The 17,585-nt window shown below is 66.2% G+C and carries 15 protein-coding genes and 1 tRNA gene; 9 read left to right on the top strand and 7 right to left on the bottom strand.

From position 1 onward, the window contains the following. The first annotated feature begins 83 nt into the window (after positions 1 to 83). Positions 84 to 1,808, top strand: coding sequence for a sensor histidine kinase (locus EH209_RS13305; RefSeq protein ID WP_126663345.1), 1,725 nt, complete (start codon positions 84 to 86; stop codon positions 1,806 to 1,808). Positions 1,809 to 1,843: 35 nt separating this feature from the next. Then, positions 1,844 to 3,739: an ABC transporter substrate-binding protein gene (locus tag EH209_RS13300; RefSeq protein WP_126663344.1), complete on the top strand. Its 1,896-nt coding sequence runs from the start codon at positions 1,844 to 1,846 to the stop codon at positions 3,737 to 3,739. A gap of 98 nt (positions 3,740 to 3,837) precedes the next feature. Here EH209_RS13300 and EH209_RS13295 read toward each other — a convergent pair whose 3' ends face one another. The 4 genes from EH209_RS13295 to EH209_RS13280 form a co-directional block, all read right to left on the bottom strand. Further along, a complete protein-coding gene (locus EH209_RS13295; protein ID WP_126663343.1) occupies positions 3,838 to 4,377 on the bottom strand; it encodes a hypothetical protein in 540 nt (179 codons plus the stop codon). Between the two features lie 182 nt (positions 4,378 to 4,559). Next, complete coding sequence (locus EH209_RS13290; protein ID WP_126663342.1) at positions 4,560 to 5,336, bottom strand: hypothetical protein; 777 nt, start codon at positions 5,334 to 5,336, stop codon at positions 4,560 to 4,562. A gap of 97 nt (positions 5,337 to 5,433) precedes the next feature. Next, on the bottom strand, positions 5,434 to 6,057 hold the full coding sequence (locus EH209_RS13285; RefSeq protein WP_126663341.1) for a curlin: 624 nt from the start codon (positions 6,055 to 6,057) through the stop codon (positions 5,434 to 5,436). Positions 6,058 to 6,632: 575 nt separating this feature from the next. Then, a tRNA-Ala gene (locus EH209_RS13280) sits at positions 6,633 to 6,704 on the bottom strand. Positions 6,705 to 6,855: 151 nt separating this feature from the next. Between EH209_RS13280 and EH209_RS13275 the strand changes: the two genes are divergently transcribed. From EH209_RS13275 to EH209_RS13255, 5 genes are all read left to right on the top strand, one after another. Then, entirely contained in the window at positions 6,856 to 8,454 is a 1,599-nt protein-coding gene (locus EH209_RS13275; RefSeq protein ID WP_126663340.1) for a class I adenylate-forming enzyme family protein, read from the top strand. Positions 8,455 to 9,178: 724 nt separating this feature from the next. After that, entirely contained in the window at positions 9,179 to 9,649 is a 471-nt protein-coding gene (locus EH209_RS13270) for a 30S ribosomal protein S15 (protein WP_126663339.1), read from the top strand. Positions 9,650 to 9,663: 14 nt separating this feature from the next. Then, a complete protein-coding gene (locus tag EH209_RS13265) occupies positions 9,664 to 10,857 on the top strand; it encodes an exonuclease (RefSeq protein ID WP_126663338.1) in 1,194 nt (397 codons plus the stop codon). Beyond that, positions 10,854 to 11,174, top strand: coding sequence for a KEOPS complex subunit Pcc1 (locus EH209_RS13260; protein WP_126663337.1), 321 nt, complete (start codon positions 10,854 to 10,856; stop codon positions 11,172 to 11,174). The genes EH209_RS13265 and EH209_RS13260 overlap by 4 nt, the downstream gene beginning before the upstream one ends. Next, positions 11,171 to 11,809, top strand: coding sequence for a 30S ribosomal protein S3ae (locus EH209_RS13255; protein WP_008896649.1), 639 nt, complete (start codon positions 11,171 to 11,173; stop codon positions 11,807 to 11,809). The genes EH209_RS13260 and EH209_RS13255 overlap by 4 nt, the downstream gene beginning before the upstream one ends. 241 nt (positions 11,810 to 12,050) lie before the next feature. On the opposite strand, the gene EH209_RS13250 is transcribed toward EH209_RS13255, so the two are convergent. Then, entirely contained in the window at positions 12,051 to 12,410 is a 360-nt protein-coding gene (locus EH209_RS13250) for a winged helix-turn-helix transcriptional regulator (protein ID WP_126663336.1), read from the bottom strand. A gap of 142 nt (positions 12,411 to 12,552) precedes the next feature. Between EH209_RS13250 and EH209_RS13245 the strand changes: the two genes are divergently transcribed. Together EH209_RS13245 and EH209_RS13240 are read left to right on the top strand one after the other, a co-directional pair. Then, positions 12,553 to 13,191 (top strand): NAD(P)-dependent oxidoreductase, encoded by a 639-nt coding sequence (locus EH209_RS13245; protein ID WP_126663335.1) that lies wholly within the window; start codon positions 12,553 to 12,555, stop codon positions 13,189 to 13,191. 132 nt (positions 13,192 to 13,323) lie between these two features. Beyond that, positions 13,324 to 14,553, top strand: coding sequence for an iron-containing alcohol dehydrogenase family protein (locus EH209_RS13240; RefSeq protein ID WP_126663334.1), 1,230 nt, complete (start codon positions 13,324 to 13,326; stop codon positions 14,551 to 14,553). Between the two features lie 100 nt (positions 14,554 to 14,653). On the opposite strand, the gene EH209_RS13235 is transcribed toward EH209_RS13240, so the two are convergent. Both EH209_RS13235 and EH209_RS13230 read right to left on the bottom strand, forming a co-directional pair. Further along, positions 14,654 to 15,127: a hypothetical protein gene (locus tag EH209_RS13235; RefSeq protein WP_249038795.1), complete on the bottom strand. Its 474-nt coding sequence runs from the start codon at positions 15,125 to 15,127 to the stop codon at positions 14,654 to 14,656. Positions 15,128 to 15,214: 87 nt separating this feature from the next. Continuing rightward, positions 15,215 to 17,581, bottom strand: a complete 2,367-nt coding sequence (locus EH209_RS13230; protein WP_126663333.1) for an MEDS domain-containing protein — start codon at positions 17,579 to 17,581, stop codon at positions 15,215 to 15,217. Between the last annotated feature and the right edge of the window lie 4 nt (positions 17,582 to 17,585).

The raw sequence follows: 17,585 nt of genomic DNA, 5'->3' as shown, positions 1-17,585 counted from the left end.
GGTCGCGGGTGTCCGACGACGTTCGTCGCGTGCCCTTAAGTGCGCGTACCGAGTACTATGACAGTTGTTACCACAAATTAGCAATGGAAGTCCGATTACGAACGAAATTCGTCGTCATCCTCGTCGCGATCACGCTCGTGCTGAGCGGGACGGTTCACTGGACGCTCGAGTCGTACAAACGCGACGTCGTCGACGACGAACAACGGCGAACCGACGAGACGGCCTCGTTGGTCGCCGAGCAGATCGACGAAACGATCTGGGAACACCGAGATCGGATCGGGTTGGTCGCCTCGCGGCCCGAGGCTCGGCAGTTCGATCGGAGCGGTCCGTTCCTCGATGCGTTTCTCGACAACTCTCGATTCTACTCGGCGCAACTCGTCGACGCCAACGGAACGGTCGTCGATTTCCGCGGCTCCGTTACGGCAGGGACGAGACGCTCGGTGATCGGATCCGACCGAAGCGGAACGCCGTACGTGGAGCGGGCGCTTCGGGGCGAAACGTACGTGAGCGACGTCGAATACGCCGAGCGAGCCGACAGGCCCGTTCTCGTATTCAGCGCGCCTATACTGGACGGGTCGGGGGTTCGGGGCGTCCTCGTGGGTGCCATGTACCTCGACCGGCAGACGATCTTCGACGCGATCCCGCCGCTCGAGACGAGTTCGCAGACGGTCACTATCGTCGGAGACGGGGTGGTTCTCAACGAGAACGAGCGGACGTTCGACGAGGGGATCGAAAGCTCCTCGATCGTCGAGTCGACCGGGTGGGAGGTCACGGTCACTCGAGATCGGACGCTGCTAGCGGATCGATTGGATCGGTTAGCCGCGCTCCAGACGCTGCTGTTGGTCATCGTGGTGCTCGTCATGGTCGGATTCGGTTACTGGCAGTACGCCGTGAGCCTCCGCCAAACCGAGCGATTGCTCGACGGGTTCGACCGACTCGGCGAGGGCGACTACGACAGTACGGTGTCGCTGCGCGGCGGCGCCGAGTGGGAACGGATGAGCGACGGCTTCAACGAGTTGGCGGCGACGCTGCGAGCGCGCGAGTCGGAACTCCGGGAGCGCCGGCAGCGCCTCGACGTCCTCTATCGCGTGTTGCAGCACAATATCCGCAACCGAATGAGCATCGTTCTGAACTACGCGGACCTCATCGCCGACGAGGCTGCGGACGAAACGGTCGTCGGCGCGGCGGAGACGATCCACCGGACCGGGCGAGACATCACGGGCTTGAGCCGGAAGGCGCGACAGATGAAAAACGCGCTCGAGGCCGATCCCGATCGAAGGCCCGTCGACGTGGCCTCGCTCGCGGCCGACGCGGTCGCAGAGCTTCGCGAGGAATACCCCGACGTTACCGTGACCGCGTCGCTGCCGGACGAGGCGTGGGCGATGGCGCTTCCCTCGGTGCGGCTAGCAGTCGAGAACGTCTGCGAGAACGCCTGCGAACACAACGACAGCGACGACCCGCGCGTCGAAATAGCGGTGACCGCGACGGGCCCCGAACCGGATGTCGACCGCGATCCGGCCGACGAGAACGGCGGACGGGTTCGCATCGAGGTGGCGGACAACGGTCCCGGCATTCCGGAACAGGATCGCGCCGCGATCGACGAGGGGCGCGAGACGGCGCTCAAGCACGGAAGCGGGCTCGGCCTCTGGCTGACCTACTGGGTGGTCGACAACTCCGGCGGAACGCTCCGGTTCGCCGACAACGACCCGCGCGGGTCGATCGTGATCATCGACCTCCCGCGATCGGCGCCCCGACGCGGCGACGCGAACGCCCCGGAACCGTCGAGCCGCGTCGACGACCGCCCCTGATAACGACTTTCATACTCCGTTCCGTACCTCTAACTATGCCACTGGATATCACAGTCGGCGGGGACGGGACCGATCCCGACGGCGACGCAGTGGCCAGACGACGGCTTCTGAAGGCGGTCGGGGTCGGAACGACGGTCGGCATCGCCGGCTGCGGGCGCGACGGCGGTAACGAGGATGAAGACGGAGACGACGACAGCGGCGACGCGGAGTTGATCGGACCCGACGGAACGCAAGTGGAACTGCTACTCGCGTGTATCGAGGGGAACGACGCGGTGGAGACGGCCGCCGAGATCATCGCGGCGGAGGTCGCGGATCTCGGCGTCGCGGTCTCCCTCGAGCGCGTCAGCTACGATCGGCTCCTCCGGCAGTACGTGCGAAACCGGTACCTCGGCGACGGTGACCCCGAGTGGACTGCGGGACCGAACAACGCCGGACCGCGCGAGGAAACCGCGAGCGAATCGGCCTGGGACCTCATGTTCGGGGTCGCGTTCAACACGTATCCGCGAACGCCCGCCGCGATCGACGCGTTCTGGCTCGAGCGGGCGCCGACCAACTACTACGGGTACGTTCCCGAGGCCGACATCGAGTCGCGACTCGAAGCGTTCCGCACGACAACCGATCCGGACGAGCGGCGAGCGCCGATCGCCGAGGTCCTCGGCGCGTTGAGCGAGGAGCAGCCGGTGAATTTCCTCGCGATGTCGGACGACGTTATCGGGTACCGACGCTCGGTTCGCGGTCCGGTCGAAGCCTTCGGGGGGAACTGGGACAGCGCGACCTGGTACGTGGACGAGGACGGGGACGGAAACGAAAACGAAGGCGGCCCCACCGCCTCCGACGAGTGGGTCTGGGGCGTGGAAGGCGAGGCCGAGGGGCTGTACTTTCCCGAGCGCACCGACAGCAGGGCCACCGCGCGGATCAACCTGACCTTGGACGGAGCCTACGACGTCGACGAAAACGGCACCGTCCGACCGCTGTGGATGGATATTACCGACACCGGCAGCGGCCAGGTATACGTCTGCGAACTCCGGGACACCCTCCGGTGGGGCGACGACTACGGCCGGATGACTGCCGACGACTGGGTGTACCAGATCGAGAACGTCCACACCATCGACGGCGGGCGTGACCACCCCTGGAACGAGCCCACCCCGCCCTCGAACCGGGTTGACGATTGGGCGGCGGTCGAAAACGTCGAGCAAACGAGCGAGTCCGAGTTCCAGCTCGAGCTCGAGTCGGTCAACCCCGACTTTCCGCTGGAACCGGTTCTCTGGGGATCGTACTGCGCGCCGAAGGAACTCTACGAGGCGCACGTTCCCGACGCCGACGCGCTCCGCGCGAGCGACGCGTTCGCCGAACTCAGCTTCACGGGGAACCTCGGCCCGTACACGCTCGAGCGATGGGATCGCACGCAGGAGTTCGTTACCGCGCGCAACGAGGAGTACTACATGCGTGAACACGCCGACGACGTGGACGACGCGTGGCGCGACGCGCCGTATTTCGAACGCTACAGCTACCGAGTGATCGGGGACCGAACGGACCGCCTCGAGGCGCTCGCGGACGGGGAGCTCACGGCGACGTCGATCCCGCCGGAACGCTACGCGGATATTCGAGAGGCGGATGCCGTCGAGATCTACGAGATTCCGCAGCCGTTCCTGACGATCGTCGCGTACAATCAACGCGCAAATGGGTGGGCGGAACTGCGGACCCGCGAGGTCCGACAGGCCCTCTCCATGGCCGTCGAGAAACCGGCGATCACCGAGGACGCGTTCCGCGGACTCGCCGAGTGGACCCACACGTTCCAGCCGCGGTGGTCGAGTTGGTACGACGACTCGCAGATTACGCCGTTCGGGGTCGACAAGTCGTACGACAAGGACCGGGCCCGCGAGTTGCTCGCGGAACATACGACCTCCGGGTACGAGTACGAACCCGCGTAGGGATCGCGATCGAACGCGACGCCGTCGACGCGAGGTCCGGAACCGCAGCACTCGAGTCCGGTCGAGATCGCGGCGGAAGTCGTCGCGGAGACGGAGGCCTACTCGAGGTCGACCGAACTGCTCTCGATCTCGTCCGTGACCACGACCGATTCCGTTTCCGACCCGAGTCGGGGAACGAACAGCCCCATTGTCAGCATCCCGTCCTCGATCTCGGCCCCGGAGAAATCGATCTCTCGAGTGCGAAACTGCATCGTAACGACGTACCGATTCGCGTTCGCATTCACGTCCGTGCGTTCGAAGCTGGCCATTACGTCTGGCGTGGCGACGCCGTCCTCGGACGTTCGTTCGACGACCGCGTCGTCGATAGCGGCCGAGTCCGTTTCCGAGAGACCGAACTGGTCGCGGTGTCCGAGAACGATCTGACTCGGCACCTCCCGGAGGTGCGTCGCGAGCGCCGCCGAGACGCGCACGCGAGCGGTGACGGTCTCCGCGGCCAGCTCCGTGATCTCGAAGTCGAATCGCTCCCCAGTCCGGGCGCTGGTTCGTACGGTGAGCAGCGTCGTCCCGCTAAGGAGCGTCCCGACTGCTTTGAGGACGCTGCGTTTCGAAACTGAATCGAACGTGTCGTATTCGAACATTGGTCGTCAGTCGTCAACCGCCGGTCGTCGGCGGGCGACCGTTTGCGCTTTCAGCGGGGAGCGATAGCGGGTGCCTCGAGAACGATCGCCCTGAAAAATGCGAATTTTCGGGGCCGAAGCGCTACCTGGGGAGAGCGCCATCGGGATCGCACCGCGTGTGCGGCGGGAAGCCGACCGGTCGCTCACGAGTCCGACGAGTCACTCGAGCACGGCTCCGCTGCCGGCGAGCGCTCGTCGCCTGCGGTCCGACCGCAGTCTCGGATCGCCGTGATCGGCTCGTCGGCGTCGTCGGTCGACGCGAGCGCGATGATCAGGTCGTCTCCGATCGGTACCGTCGCGTTCCCCGTCACGGTTCCGCTCACGGTGCTGGTCGACGCACCCGTCGGCGAGACGTCGACGGACGACACCCGAGCCGTGTACGCGACGGCATCGGGCGCCGTAAACCGGACGGCGCTCTCGTTGCAGTCGACGGCTATCGACGGCCCGTCGGTCGTCTCCGTTCGCGGTTCTTCGACGCACTGTTCTACGGCCGACGTGATCGGCTCCCCGGTCGACGCGTCGGTGACGAACGCGTATACGATGTCGGCGTCGCCTACCGTAACCGTCGCGTTCCCCGCGAGCGGGGTCCGTCTCGAGGTGCTCGTACTGGTCCCCGACGAACCCACGTTCACGACGCTGAGTCCGTACTCGTCGTCGTCGGGTGCGGTAACCAGCACGTCGCTCTCGTCACAGTCGATCTCGACGGTCACGTTCACGTCGTCAGCAGCCTCCGCGTCCGTCGCGCCGATCGTCGGGTCGTCTGCGGGACCGGTACCCGCTGCCGGCAGCCCCAGCACGGTTCCTCCTGTGACGGCAAGTAGCAGCAGGACGGCTGTGGCTCCGGGAATCAGACGACGAATCGAATCGCCGATGCGAGTCGGCTCGTCTTCGGTCGTTGTCGCTTTCGTCTTCTTCGTCATCGGGGATCTCTCGGTCGATCGTCCGGACGCTCCCCTCGAGACGGGCTCTCGGTCGCGGCGCTTCGCGAGTTCGCTACGGGGAGCGTCGGCTATCGGATTAGCGCTGATCGATGACGGCGGTGTTCTCCTGATCGACGTCGGCGTCGTTGTTCTTGCCGTCCTGGTCGACGGTGGCGGTGTTGCGCTGGTCGACGCTGGCGTCGTTATTCTTGCCGTCCTGGTCGACGATCGCCTTGTTGCGCTGGTCGACGTCGGCGTCGTTGTTCTTGCCGTCCTGATCGACGAGTGCCTTGTTGCGCTGGGTCACGTCAGCGTTGTTGTTCTTGCCGTCCTGATCGACGAGTGCCTTGTTGCGCTGGTTGACGTCGGCGTCGTTGTTCTTGCCGTCCTGGAAGACGCCTGCTTTGTTGCGCTGGTCGACATCGGCGTCGTTGTACTTACCGTCCTGGAAGACGCCTGCTTTGTTGCGCTGATCGACATCGGCGTCGTTGTACTTGCCGTCCTGGAAGACGCCTGCTTTGTTGCGCTGGTCAACGTCAGCGTCGTTCCCGAAACCGTTCTGGAAGACGTCGGCGGCGTTGGACTGATCGACGTCGGCGTCGTTACAGTAGTCGGTGTACGTGCAATCGCTCGGGGATGCGAGCGCACTGCCGCTCGCCAGGGCACCGACGAGTGCCACGGCGAACACCAGTGCAACCGTAATGCGTAGAGTTCGTTTCATGGTCGTCTCTTCGGAGTTCCGTCGAACTCCACATGGATCCAGACCCGCATCGTTCGAAGAACCGGGCTCTCAATAGTCGAAGCGACGGTCGTGCGGGCACCCCTAGATATCTAGTCCCGCCCGATGCGACTCGAGCGAGGGTTAGAATCAGCGGCGTCGAGCGTTCCATCCCGCGGAATCGCGCCCGATTCGGACGAGTCGCACTCCCCTAGATACTGAGCATCGTCACCTCGAGCGTCGGGCAGCGCTTTCTCGGATAGTCGATTTCGCAGCCGCAGAACTCACAGATCAGTGGCGAGTGATCGACGCCGATCGGACGCCGAATCACGCGAACCACCTCGATTCCCTCAGAAAACCGCCAACAGGCGTCGGCCCGCGTACGGTTTTCTGATGAAGTCTATTCTGTGAGGGAGTAGTCGTCAGCCCAAAAGTGGCGAACCCGTCCTTCTCAAGGTCCGTACCTTGCGGTGTAAAACTCTGATACTGGTATTGGACTCGCCGGGAGTCACGCGAGCGAAGCGAGTGTGACTACGGTGAGTCCATTGACTGGAGGGAACGAAGTGAACGGAAGGAAATGGACTCGCCGGGATTTGAACCCGGGGCCTCTCCCATGCCAAGGGAGTGATCTACCTCTGATCTACGAGCCCTCGTACGCATTCCTCCATTTTCCGCGGGAATAGATAAACCCCTCGAAACGCTCGAGCCATCCCACGTATTAGCACACCACCCTGGCACTCGCTGGACGGCGGGAGTAAACATTTGGCCCATTACGTGGTCAGTGGTAACGGGTACCACAAAATGAAACGGGAGATGCTCACCATGGACTTCCTCGAGCGGGCGGTCGACAGTTACGGCGACGTCACCGGTGTCGTCGCCCACGACGGGACCGAGTACACCTACGAGGAAGTCAACGACCGCGTGAATCAGCTCGCACGCGCCCTCGAGGAGCGCGGCGTCGAACAGGGGGACCGCGTCGCCTTGCTCGCGCCGAACACGCACTACTTCATCGAGACGCTGTACGCGACCAACAAGCTCGGCGCGGTGTTCGTTCCGCTGAACTACCGGCTGGCCTCGGGCGAGTATCAGTACATCCTCGAGGACTGCGCGGCGAACACGATCGTCGCGGACGACGACTACGCCGAGAAGATCGAGGCGATCCGCGACGGGGTGCCGGCGGAGACGTTCGTGGGCTATCGGACCGACGAGATCGAGGGCGACTGGGAGGACTACGAGGACCTCCTCGAGGACCAACCCGCCGACGAACCCGATCGTCCCGAGATCACCGAGGACGACGACGCCAGCATCAACTACACCTCGGGGACGACGGGCGATCCGAAGGGCGTCGTCCGCACCCACCGCACCGAACACTGGCACGCGCTGGTGCTCAACCAGCACATGGAGATCCGGGACGACGACACCTATCTCTGGACGCTGCCGATGTTCCACTGCAACGGCTGGGGCCACACCTACGCGATTACGGGTACCGGCGGGACCCACGTCTGCCAGCGGACCTTCGACGCCGAGGGCGTCTTCGAGCGCGTGCGCGAGTACGACGTCTCGTTCATGTGCGGCGCGCCGACGGTCCTGAACAACCTGATCCAGTACCACGACGAACACTCCGACCTCGAGACGACCGGCGACCGGGACGTCCGGATCGCGACCGCGGGCTCGGCGCCCGCCACGGCCACCATCGAGACCGTCGAGGACGAGTTCGGCTGGCGGATCATCCACATCTACGGGCTCACCGAGACCGCGCCGATTATCACGACGAGCAACTCGCCGCGCCGACTCGCCGAGCGGGGCCGCGAGCTCAAGGTCAAGCAGGGCAGCCAGACGCTCTGTACCGACGTCCGCGTCGTCGACGAGGACGGCGAGGAGGTCCCCCGCGACGGCGAGACCATCGGCGAGATCGTCGTCCGCGGCAACCAGGTGATGGACCGCTACCTCGAGAAGCCCGACGCCACCGAGCAGGCGTTCACCGCGCGCCTCGAGGGCTACTTCCACACCGGCGACCTCGCGACGATCGACGAAGACGGGATGGTCGCGATCCAGGACCGCAAGAAGGACATCATCATCTCCGGCGGCGAGAACATCTCGAGCATCGAGGTCGAGGACGTCCTCTACGACCACCCCGACGTCGGGAAGGCCGCGGTCATCCCGGTCCCCAGTGAGCAGTGGGGTGAGACGCCGAAGGCCCTGGTCGTCCCGCGAAGCGGCGCCGAGCCGACCGAGGACGAGATCCTCGAGTTCGTCGGCGAACACCTCGCGGGCTACAAGAAGCCCTCGAGCGTCGACTTCGTCGAAGATCTCCCCGAGACCGCGACCGGCAAGGTCCAGAAGTACGAACTCCGCGAGGAGTACTGGGACGAAGAGGAGACGCGCGTCGGACAGCAATAATTAGTTGTCGACTGGCTGACCCCGGTTGCTTTCCGCTATTTTAGCACTGCTACGCTCGAGACCACTACGAAAGCCCCTGCCTCGCTCGACCGGTTGCAACTCGCTGCGGTCCTCGGACTCCGTCCTGCGGTCCTTACGTCGTCGTTCGAGAGACCTTCGGTCTCTCGTGATCACGAAAGACGCGAAGCGTCTTTCGAACGACCTCACCGGGACGAGCGAGGCAGCCCCTTTCAGTCCCGCCCGTTTCAGCTGGCTGGTCATGTCACAGTGGGTGGGAATGAAAGGGGCTGATGCGATCGATCCGTCCCAGACGAAGTAAGCACCGAACGGAGTGAGGTCGTTCGGAAGACCTTCGGTCTTCCGTGATGACGAGAGAGCTTCGCTCCCTCGAACCACGCGCAGCGAGTTATTCGCGAGCGTAGCGAGCGAATGCCAGCGAGAGCTAAAAGCTCTCGCTTGGCCCGGATGGTCGATCGCATCAGGGCTTTCGTAGTGTTTTCGGAACCATCAGCCGTTCTCGAGCCTTCACCAAACGCGACTCGAGGAACCCAGTCTAGAAACCCTTTAGTCCGTCCGAGCGAAGACACTGGTGGGAAGCGCACGGCCGCAAATCTGACTGCGCCGTCCACTGTTTCGGACGGCTTGGGATTGCGGAAGTGCACGGACGGTCGCAGCGGCGACTGTCACACGACTTCAGCGGTCAGTGCGGTTCCTATCCTCACCAATGGCACGAATGCACACCCGCCGTCGCGGCTCGTCCGGATCGGACAAGCCGACGGCAGACGACCCGCCGGAGTGGAGCGACGTCGACGCGGACGATATCGAATCCCGCGTCGTCGAACTGGCAGAGCAGGGCTACGATCCCAGTCAGATCGGGATGAAGCTGCGCGACGAAGGCGTCACCGGCACGCCCGTCCCGGACGTCAAGCTGGCAACCGGGAAGAAGATCACCGAGATCCTCGAGGAGAACGACGCGCGATCCGAGTTCCCCGAGGACCTCTACAACCTGATGGAGCGCGCCGTGCGCCTGCGCGAGCACATCCAGCAGAACCCGCAGGACTACCAGAACAAGCGCGCCCTGCAGAACACGGAGTCGAAGGTTCGACGCCTCGTCGACTACTACCGCGGCGACGAAGTCGAGCCGGACTTCACGTACTCCTACGACGTCGCGAAAGAGATCATCGACGAGGAGTAACCCCACCGATCTAGATGGCCACCGATAGTCGGTCCGCCGAGCCGCCGTCTGCCCCCGCCGCGGAGGCGATCGGGAGCGCCGGCTTCGTCCACCTCGTTGCGCGCGCCGACGGCGACGCGCTGGCGGCCTGCGGCCTGCTCGCGCGGGCCCTGGCCGACCGCGGGACGCCGTTCCAGGTGAGCGTCGGCCCCACGGTCGCCGACCGAACCGAGCGCGTTCGCGACCGACAGGCGGCGGCCGACGACGTCACCGTCGCGATCGGCGCAATCGATGCCGACGCGACGCGGCTCGACGACGACGACCGACCCGCCACGCTCGCGGCGCTCGAGGCCGTTCGCGGTCTCGAGGCGTCGCCGGATCACGTCCTCGCGCTCGCGGGGCTCGTTGCCGCTGGCGTCGAACCCGGCGCTGGCGAGAGCGAGTGGGTTCTCGAGACCGCCCGATCGCAGGGCCTGGTCGATCGCCGACCGGGCGTCGCGGTGCCGACGACCGATCCGGTCGATGGCCTCGCCCACTCGACGCGCCTTCGCGCACCGTGGTCGGGCGACCTGAGCGCGACGCGGACCGCACTCGAGGAACTCGGCGTCAACCTCGCCGCGCCGGACGCGTTCGACGCGGACGCACGCCGGACGATCGGCTCCGCCGTCGCCCTCGATATCGTCGGCGACGACGAGGCCGTACCGGCTGCGGCCGAGACAGTCCAACGCGTGCTCCGGCCGTACGCGACGCCCGACGCTCCGTTTGCGACCGTCGGCGGCTACGCGGACGTCCTCGAGGCGACCGCCCGCACCGAGCCGGGCACCGGCGCCGCGCTCGCGATGGGCCATGACGCCCGCGAGCCGGCACTGGACGCCTGGCGCGAGCACGGCCGACGCGCCCACGTGGCCCTCGAGGCCGGCTCGACGGGACGCTACGACGGGCTGTTCGTCGTCGGCGTCGACGACGGCCCCGTCGAAGCGGTCGCCAGGATCGCCGCGGCCTACCGGTCGCCGGAAGCGACCGTCCTCGCCGTCGCCGACGGCGAGGCGGCGATCGCCACCCGCGGCGGCGAGCCGCTGGGGGCGACCGTCGAGGCGGTCGCACGCGAACTCGAGGAAGTCGGAATCGAGGGGGTCGCCTACGACGGCGGCCGCCGCCGCGGCTACCTGCGGTACGATCCCGCCGTGGACGAGTCGACGCTCATCCAGATCGTGAGGGACCGACGATGAGTCGGCGCGCGACCATCCGAACGCGCCACGACGACCCCGAACTCGTCGCGCGGGCGCTTCGCCCGGACAACACCGACGAGATGGAGACGGTCGTCGAGCGCGACGGCAACGAGAGCGAGACCGAGGGCGCCGTCGTCACGCACATCGAACGCGAGACGACCGGCGGCCTCCACTCGAACGTCGACGACTACGCGGTCAACCTCGAGGTGGCGATTAACGTGGCCCGCTCTGGACGGGACCGACGGGAACAGCGCGAGCAACCAGCGGACGCGGGGCGCGCGTCCGATGCGGACAGCAACACTACAGATACATCATGAGTGAACGATCAGTTTCACGCGCGAAACAGGAGAAGCGGTGGTACACCGTCCTGGCACCCGAGCAGTTCGACCGCCAGGAACTCGGCGAAACCCCCGCTGACGAACCGGAAAAGGTCTACGACCGAACCATCGAAACGACGCTCGGCGAACTCAACAACAACGCCAGCGAGAACAACACCAAGCTGACCTTCAAGATCACCGACGTCGGCAGCGACTCGGCGTACACGGAGTTCGTCGAGCACTCCCTGACTCGGGACTACCTGCGTTCGCTGGTCCGACGGGGCGCCTCGAAGGTCGAGGCGTACGTCACCGTCCTCACGACGGACGACTACCGCGTCCAGATCCAGCCCGTCGCCTTTACGACCAAGAAGGCCGACGCGAGCCAGGAGAAGGCCATCCGCAACCAGATGGTCGAGATGATCGAGGAGGCCGCCGCCGAGCGCTCCTTCGAGGAACTCATCGACAGCGTCGTCGAGGGTCGACTCTCCTCGGGGATTTACGGCGAAGCCAAGACGATCTACCCGCTGCGCCGCGTCGAGATCCAGAAGGCTACCCTCGAGGCCCACCCCGAAGAGGTCGCCGAAGAGGAAGCGACCGCGGTCGACGTCGACGAAGACGACGTCGCGGCCGAATAATCGGCCCAGACTCGGACTCGAATTCGAAGCGAGTCCGACTCTCGAGTCGCGATCGACAACCGAGATCGATTTTTCTCGCCGGCGCCGTCTCGTTGCAGAGCCACGGGCGTAGCGATCGAGTCGCGGCGCCGCGACAAGACAGCAGTAACAGTGCGGAGCCACAGCATCGTTACACACGGAGGGGTGCGCATCGTCACGCCCGCCGTCGCCGCTCGAGGCACGTACCGAGCGCTTCGTCTCGCTACGGGTCGCGCTCCTCGCCGCCGGCGCGGTCGTCGTCGATCCACTTCTCGCCCCATTCGAGGATCTCGTCGAACGCCGAGAGGAGGTCCGCGCCCTTCGGCGTCAGCGAGTAGTAGACGGCGATCGGGCTCTCCTCCTCGACTCGCCGCTCGACGTAGCCCTTCTCCTCGAGGTCGTCCAGTACGCGTGACAGCGTCTGCGAGTTCGCGTCCGTCGCGCGCTTGAGTTCGTTGAAGCGGAGTTCGCCCTCTCGGAGGACGTGAATGACGGTCAGCCGCCATCGCGAGCCGACCTCCTCGAGGGTCTTGATCACCGGACAGCTGGCGTATTTCGCTTCGAGATCCGAGTGCGGTGACATCGGTGTGACTTGCTCATACCGACGTTCGCTGAACTATATCACAGTTACGTCCCAATAGCAGGTATGGTGATGTGACCGGCTGTCCGGTTGCTCATCTGCGTATCGCGTGCCGACTGCCATCGAAATCACCTACCCCACGATCATGAACGTACTTCTACTCGGTGCGAGCGGCCGAATCGGACGACGAATCGCGAGCGAACTCCTCGAGCGCGGTCACGAAGTAACGGGAACGTCCCGCAGCGGCGAGATCGACGAGATCGACGACCCTGACTTCGAGGCGGTCGCCGCCGACGCGACCGACGCGGACGAAATCGCGTCCCTGGCGGCGGATCACGACGCCGTCGCGTCGGCGCTCGGCCCGTCGGACGACGCGGACGTCGACGTCCTCGTCGAGATGGCCGAGACCGTCGTTGAGGGACTCCAGCGGACGGACACCGACCGCCTGGTCTGGACCGGCGGTGCGGGCGGCCTGTACGTCGGCCCGGACACGATGCTCATCGAGACCGAGGAGTTCCCGGACGAACTCGAGCCCCTCGCGCAGGCGGCCATCGACGCGTACGGGGTCATCAGCGAGGCGGACGATCTCCGGTGGACCTACCTCGGACCGGCGGCGGTGATCGAGCCCGGCGAGCGGACGGGCGAGTACCGCACCGCGGACCGCCAACTCGTCGCCGACGAGGACGGCGAGAGCTACATCTCGATGGAGGACTTCGCCGTCGCGTTCGCCGACGAACTGGAAAACGACGAGGCGGTCCACGCGTATCTCGGCGTCGGCCACTAACGCCGCGAGTCCGACGACGACGAGCGGACCGCCGGACGCGAACGAACCGGCGAATCGGATCCCGAACCGACACCTCGTACCCGGATCTCCGCTGTTCTCGCTTTTAACAGCCCGCGATCCGTACGACCGCCCATGAGTTCTCGCTCGAGCGAAAGCGACCGCGATCCGTCCTTCCGTTTCGACTACGACCCGGCGACGATCCGCTTCGGCGCCGGCAGCGTCGACGACCTCGGGGCCGAACTCGAGGCCTTGGGTCTCGAGCGCGCGCTGGTTGTCTGCGGCTCGACGGTGGGGGAGACGCCGACGGTGATCGAACCGGTGAAATCGGGGCTGGGAGACCGGCTGGCCGGCGTGTTCGACGAGACGTCGGCGGCGAAGCGGCTCTCAACGGCGCTGGCGGGGCGCGACCGCCTCGAGGCCGAAGACGCCGACGCGATCGTGAGCGTCGGCGGCGGCAGCAGCCTCGACGTCGCGACGGTTATCAGCGTCCTCGCGGCCAACGGCTACGGCCCGGCAGCCGCCGGCCGGGAACTCGCCGAGACGGGGACGCTTCCGGTCCCCGACGAGGGGCTGGTGCCGGTCGTCGCGGTGCCGACGACGCTCGCGGGCGCCGACCTCTCGAACGTCGCCGGCATCGCTGCCGATCCCGACGAGGGTCCCGTCGACGAGACGGTCAGCGGCGGCGTCTCCCACCCCGACCTGATGCCCGCGGCGGCGGTCTACGACCCCGAACTGGTCGCGACCACGCCGGACTCGGTCCTCACCGGCTCGGCGATGAACGGCTTCGACAAGGGCATCGAGACGCTCTACGCGGCCAACGCGACGCCCGTGACCGACGCGACAGCCAGACACGGCCTCGAGAAACTCGAGGACGGTCTCCGGGCGTTCGGCGACGGCGACCGCGACGTAGGAACGTTCGAGACGCTCCTCGAGGGGATCGTCCTCGTCCAGTACGGCATCTCCCGGCCCGGCGAGACGACGCTCTCGATCGTCCACGCCTTCGGCCACGGGCTGACGGCCGGCTACGACGTCCAGCAGGGGGCCGCCCACGGGATCGTTGTCCCGCACGTCCTCGAGTATCTCTTCGAACGGGAGGACGTGGACGCGCGATCTGGGATGCTCGCGAACGCGCTCGGCGTCGGCGACGCCGCGGACCGCGGTGCGGCGGTCGTCGAGGCGGTCGCGGAGATTCGGGACGGGCTCGACCTCCCCGCGCAGTTACGCGAGGTCGACGGCCCCCAGCCCGAGGAGTTCGCCGCCGTCGCGGAGGCGATCCTCGACGACGCGTTCATGGCGAACGCGCCGCCGAGACTCGAGCCGTCGGTCGAGGAGATCGAGGGGATCCTCGAGGCGGCGTGGTAGAAGCCGGTTCGTCGGTGCCGACCGGGCGATCGAACGGCGGGCGTCAGGCGTTCGGTTCCGATGCTGACGGCTTCGAGGCCGCCGGTGCCGACGACTCGGGCTACTCGGACGATTCGAGCGACGACGGCGGTTCGACGCCCCGACGCGGCGGTCGCAGCCCGTCCTCGAGCGGCGAGCAGAGCCACGTCGCGTAGATCGCGGCGATCGTCGTCCCCGCCGCGACGACGAATACGATCGTCGGCGCCGCGAGGTGGACGAGTTGGAGCAGGGAAAGACCCGTTCCGCCGCCGAGAACGAAGGTCACGGCGAACGTGCGCAGTTGCTCGGGGATCCGCGAGAGAAGTCGCTCGCGCCAGTAGACCGTGTACCCGAAGCCACAGCAGACGCCGAGAAGTACGGCGATCGGGCGGTCCGTCGGCGACGGCGCACCGGTCTCGCGCGTCGCGAAGAAAGCGAACACCGGGAGAGCGACGACGAGTTCGACGAGTTCGCCGCGGCGACCGTCCGGCGTCGTCCACCCGTCCTCGTCGCGGAACCACTCGCGGAGCGGGAGCATCGGTCTTGGTATCGACATTCGACCCGTCGTGTTACTAATCTAACGACTGGTCGGTTCTCGAGGTGCCTGCCGTGTTCGGACCCGAATAGCGACCCCCTGAGCCGCTCATTCCCGAACGACCGGATCGGGGAACGCCGCGGAGAAGGTCGATCCCTCGCCGGGTTCGGAGTTGACCCAGATGTCACCGCCGTGGCGCTCGACGATCCGCTGACAGAGCGCGAGGCCGATGCCGGTGCCGTCGTACTCCGCGCGGCTGTGCAGCCGTTCGAACACCTCGAAGATCCGCTCCTGTTCCCCGGGCTCGATGCCGATCCCCTCGTCGCTGACCGAGACGATCCACTGCCGACCGTCCCGTCGGGCCGCGATCTCGACTCGCGGCGGCTCGTCGCCGCTGTACTCGAGCGCGTTCGTCAGCAGGTTCTGAAACAGCTGGTGGAGCTGATTTCGGTCGCCGGCGACGGTCGGCAGGTCGCCGACGGCGACCTCGGCGTTGGACTCCGCGATTCGGAGTCGGAGATCCGCAAGGACGTCGTCGATCACGGCCTCGAGATCGACCGGTTCGAACGGCTCGCCCCGCGTCTCGATCCGGGAGTATGCGAGCAGGCCGTCGATCATCTCGCGCATCCGCTCGGCGCCGTCGACCGCGAAGTCGATGAACTCCTCGCCGTCGTCGTCGAGTCGGTCGGCGTACCGGCTCTCGATCAGTTGCAGGTAGCTCGAGACCATCCGCAGGGGCTCCTGGAGGTCGTGGCTGGCCGCGTAGGCGAACTGCTCGAGGCGCTCGTTGGACTGCTCGAGCCGCTCGATCGTCTCCTCTACCGTCACTTCATAGCGCTCGCGCTCGAGTTCGTACCGGACCCACTGGCCCATCAGGTCGAGGAACGTCCGCTCGGCCTCGGTAAAGGGCTCCTCGCGGGGCGCAGTCGAGACGAAGAAGAACGTTCTGTCGAGGTCGTCTGCGATCGAGAGCCGCGTGCCGAAATAGGACTCGACGCCGAACTCCTCGTAGGCCGTCGTTCCCTCGAACTCGGTGGCTTCGGGATCGGTGATCGACGCGGTGTCGGTCGCCGCGTCGTTCTCGGCCTCGTCCGTCTCGTCGGCAAACACGCGACAGTAGGTCTCCGAGAGGGAAACCTCGGCGCCCGGTCGGAGGTGTTCGTGGTCGCCGCTGACGGCCTCGACGACGAACCGATCGGTCTCGGGGTCGATCCGGGCCAGCCCGCCGAGCTCGAGATCGAACCGGTCGCAGCCGAGGTCGAAGATGGCCCGCAATTTCTCGTTGAACGAGCGTTCGGGATCGGCGGCGATCTCGTAGAGGCGCCGCTGTGCGCGCTCGCGTGCCTTCCGCTCGCTGATATCGCGGGCGATCGCGAGCATGCACGGCCGACCGTCGACCGTGATCTTCGACGCCGAGAGCTCCGCCGGAATCGGCTCGCCCACCTTCGGGAGACAGCTCAGCTCGTCCGTCCAGCCGGCACCCTCCTCGAAGACGGTGCCGACGAACTCGCGGAACGCCTCCATCTCGTGGGGATGGCAGTCCGACGGCCCGAGTTCGAGCAGTTCCTCGCGGGAGTAGCCCAGCATCTCACAGCCCGCCGGGTTGGCCTCGAGGATCTCGTCGGCGTACGGATCGTTGATGAAGATCGCGTCCTGGCTGTGCTCGAAGATCTTCCGGAACCGCTCGGTCGCGTGCTCGAGGGCCGCGTTCCCGATCGTTCGCTCGCGCAACGTGGTCGTCATCCGTTCGACCTCGCGAGCGGGCCGATCCGGGCCGAAGAACTCCGCCGGGGGCGTGTAGTAGATGTTCTCCGAGACGACGCCGTCGTGGACGAGCAGCGGGTGCGTGCGGATCACCTCGTAGATGACGTCGGCAGGGAACCGCTCGCGGTTGTACTGACAGCAGACGGCGTACGGCTCGCCCTCATAGATCGAGTTGAGGATCGCCTCGTACTCGACGAGGTGATCGAGGTCGGTATCGCCGTCGTTCAGGGCCCACGTCATCTCGGCGGCCGCACGGATACCCGTAAAGTCGTCTTCCTCGGTCGCCTCCGCGAGCGACTCCTCCCAGAACCGCACCATCGCGTCGCGGTCGAACTCGCCGGTTCGACGATAGGTATCCGCGGGCGTCACCACCGAGAGCGCGCCCGACTCGAGGGCATCGTCGACGTCGATGCCGTACTCCCGCATTGCGGACAGGACGTCGGCTCTGTCGTTCTCGTCGGCGATGTAGAGACAGCGTTCGCCGCGTTCGAGCCCGCGGCGGACGAAGGGCATCACGGCGCTGAACTGCTCGTCGCGGTCCTCGTAGAGGAGCGCGACGTGATCGGTCGAATCGTCGTGATCGTGATCGGACTCGTCAGGCGATCCGACCAGCCCGTGAAACGCCGGATTCCCCCGGGAAGACTCGAGATCGGACTCGATTCCGAGCGCCTGCGGTCGCTGGCGGTCGTCACGATCCGCCCGCTGGTACATTGGT

Source organism: Haloterrigena salifodinae, assembly GCF_003977755.1.
In the GTDB taxonomy this organism is placed as follows: Archaea; Halobacteriota; Halobacteria; order Halobacteriales; family Natrialbaceae; genus Haloterrigena; species Haloterrigena salifodinae.
The sequence above is the reverse complement of the archived record's forward strand: the minus strand, read 5'-3'. Positions and strand labels throughout refer to the sequence as shown.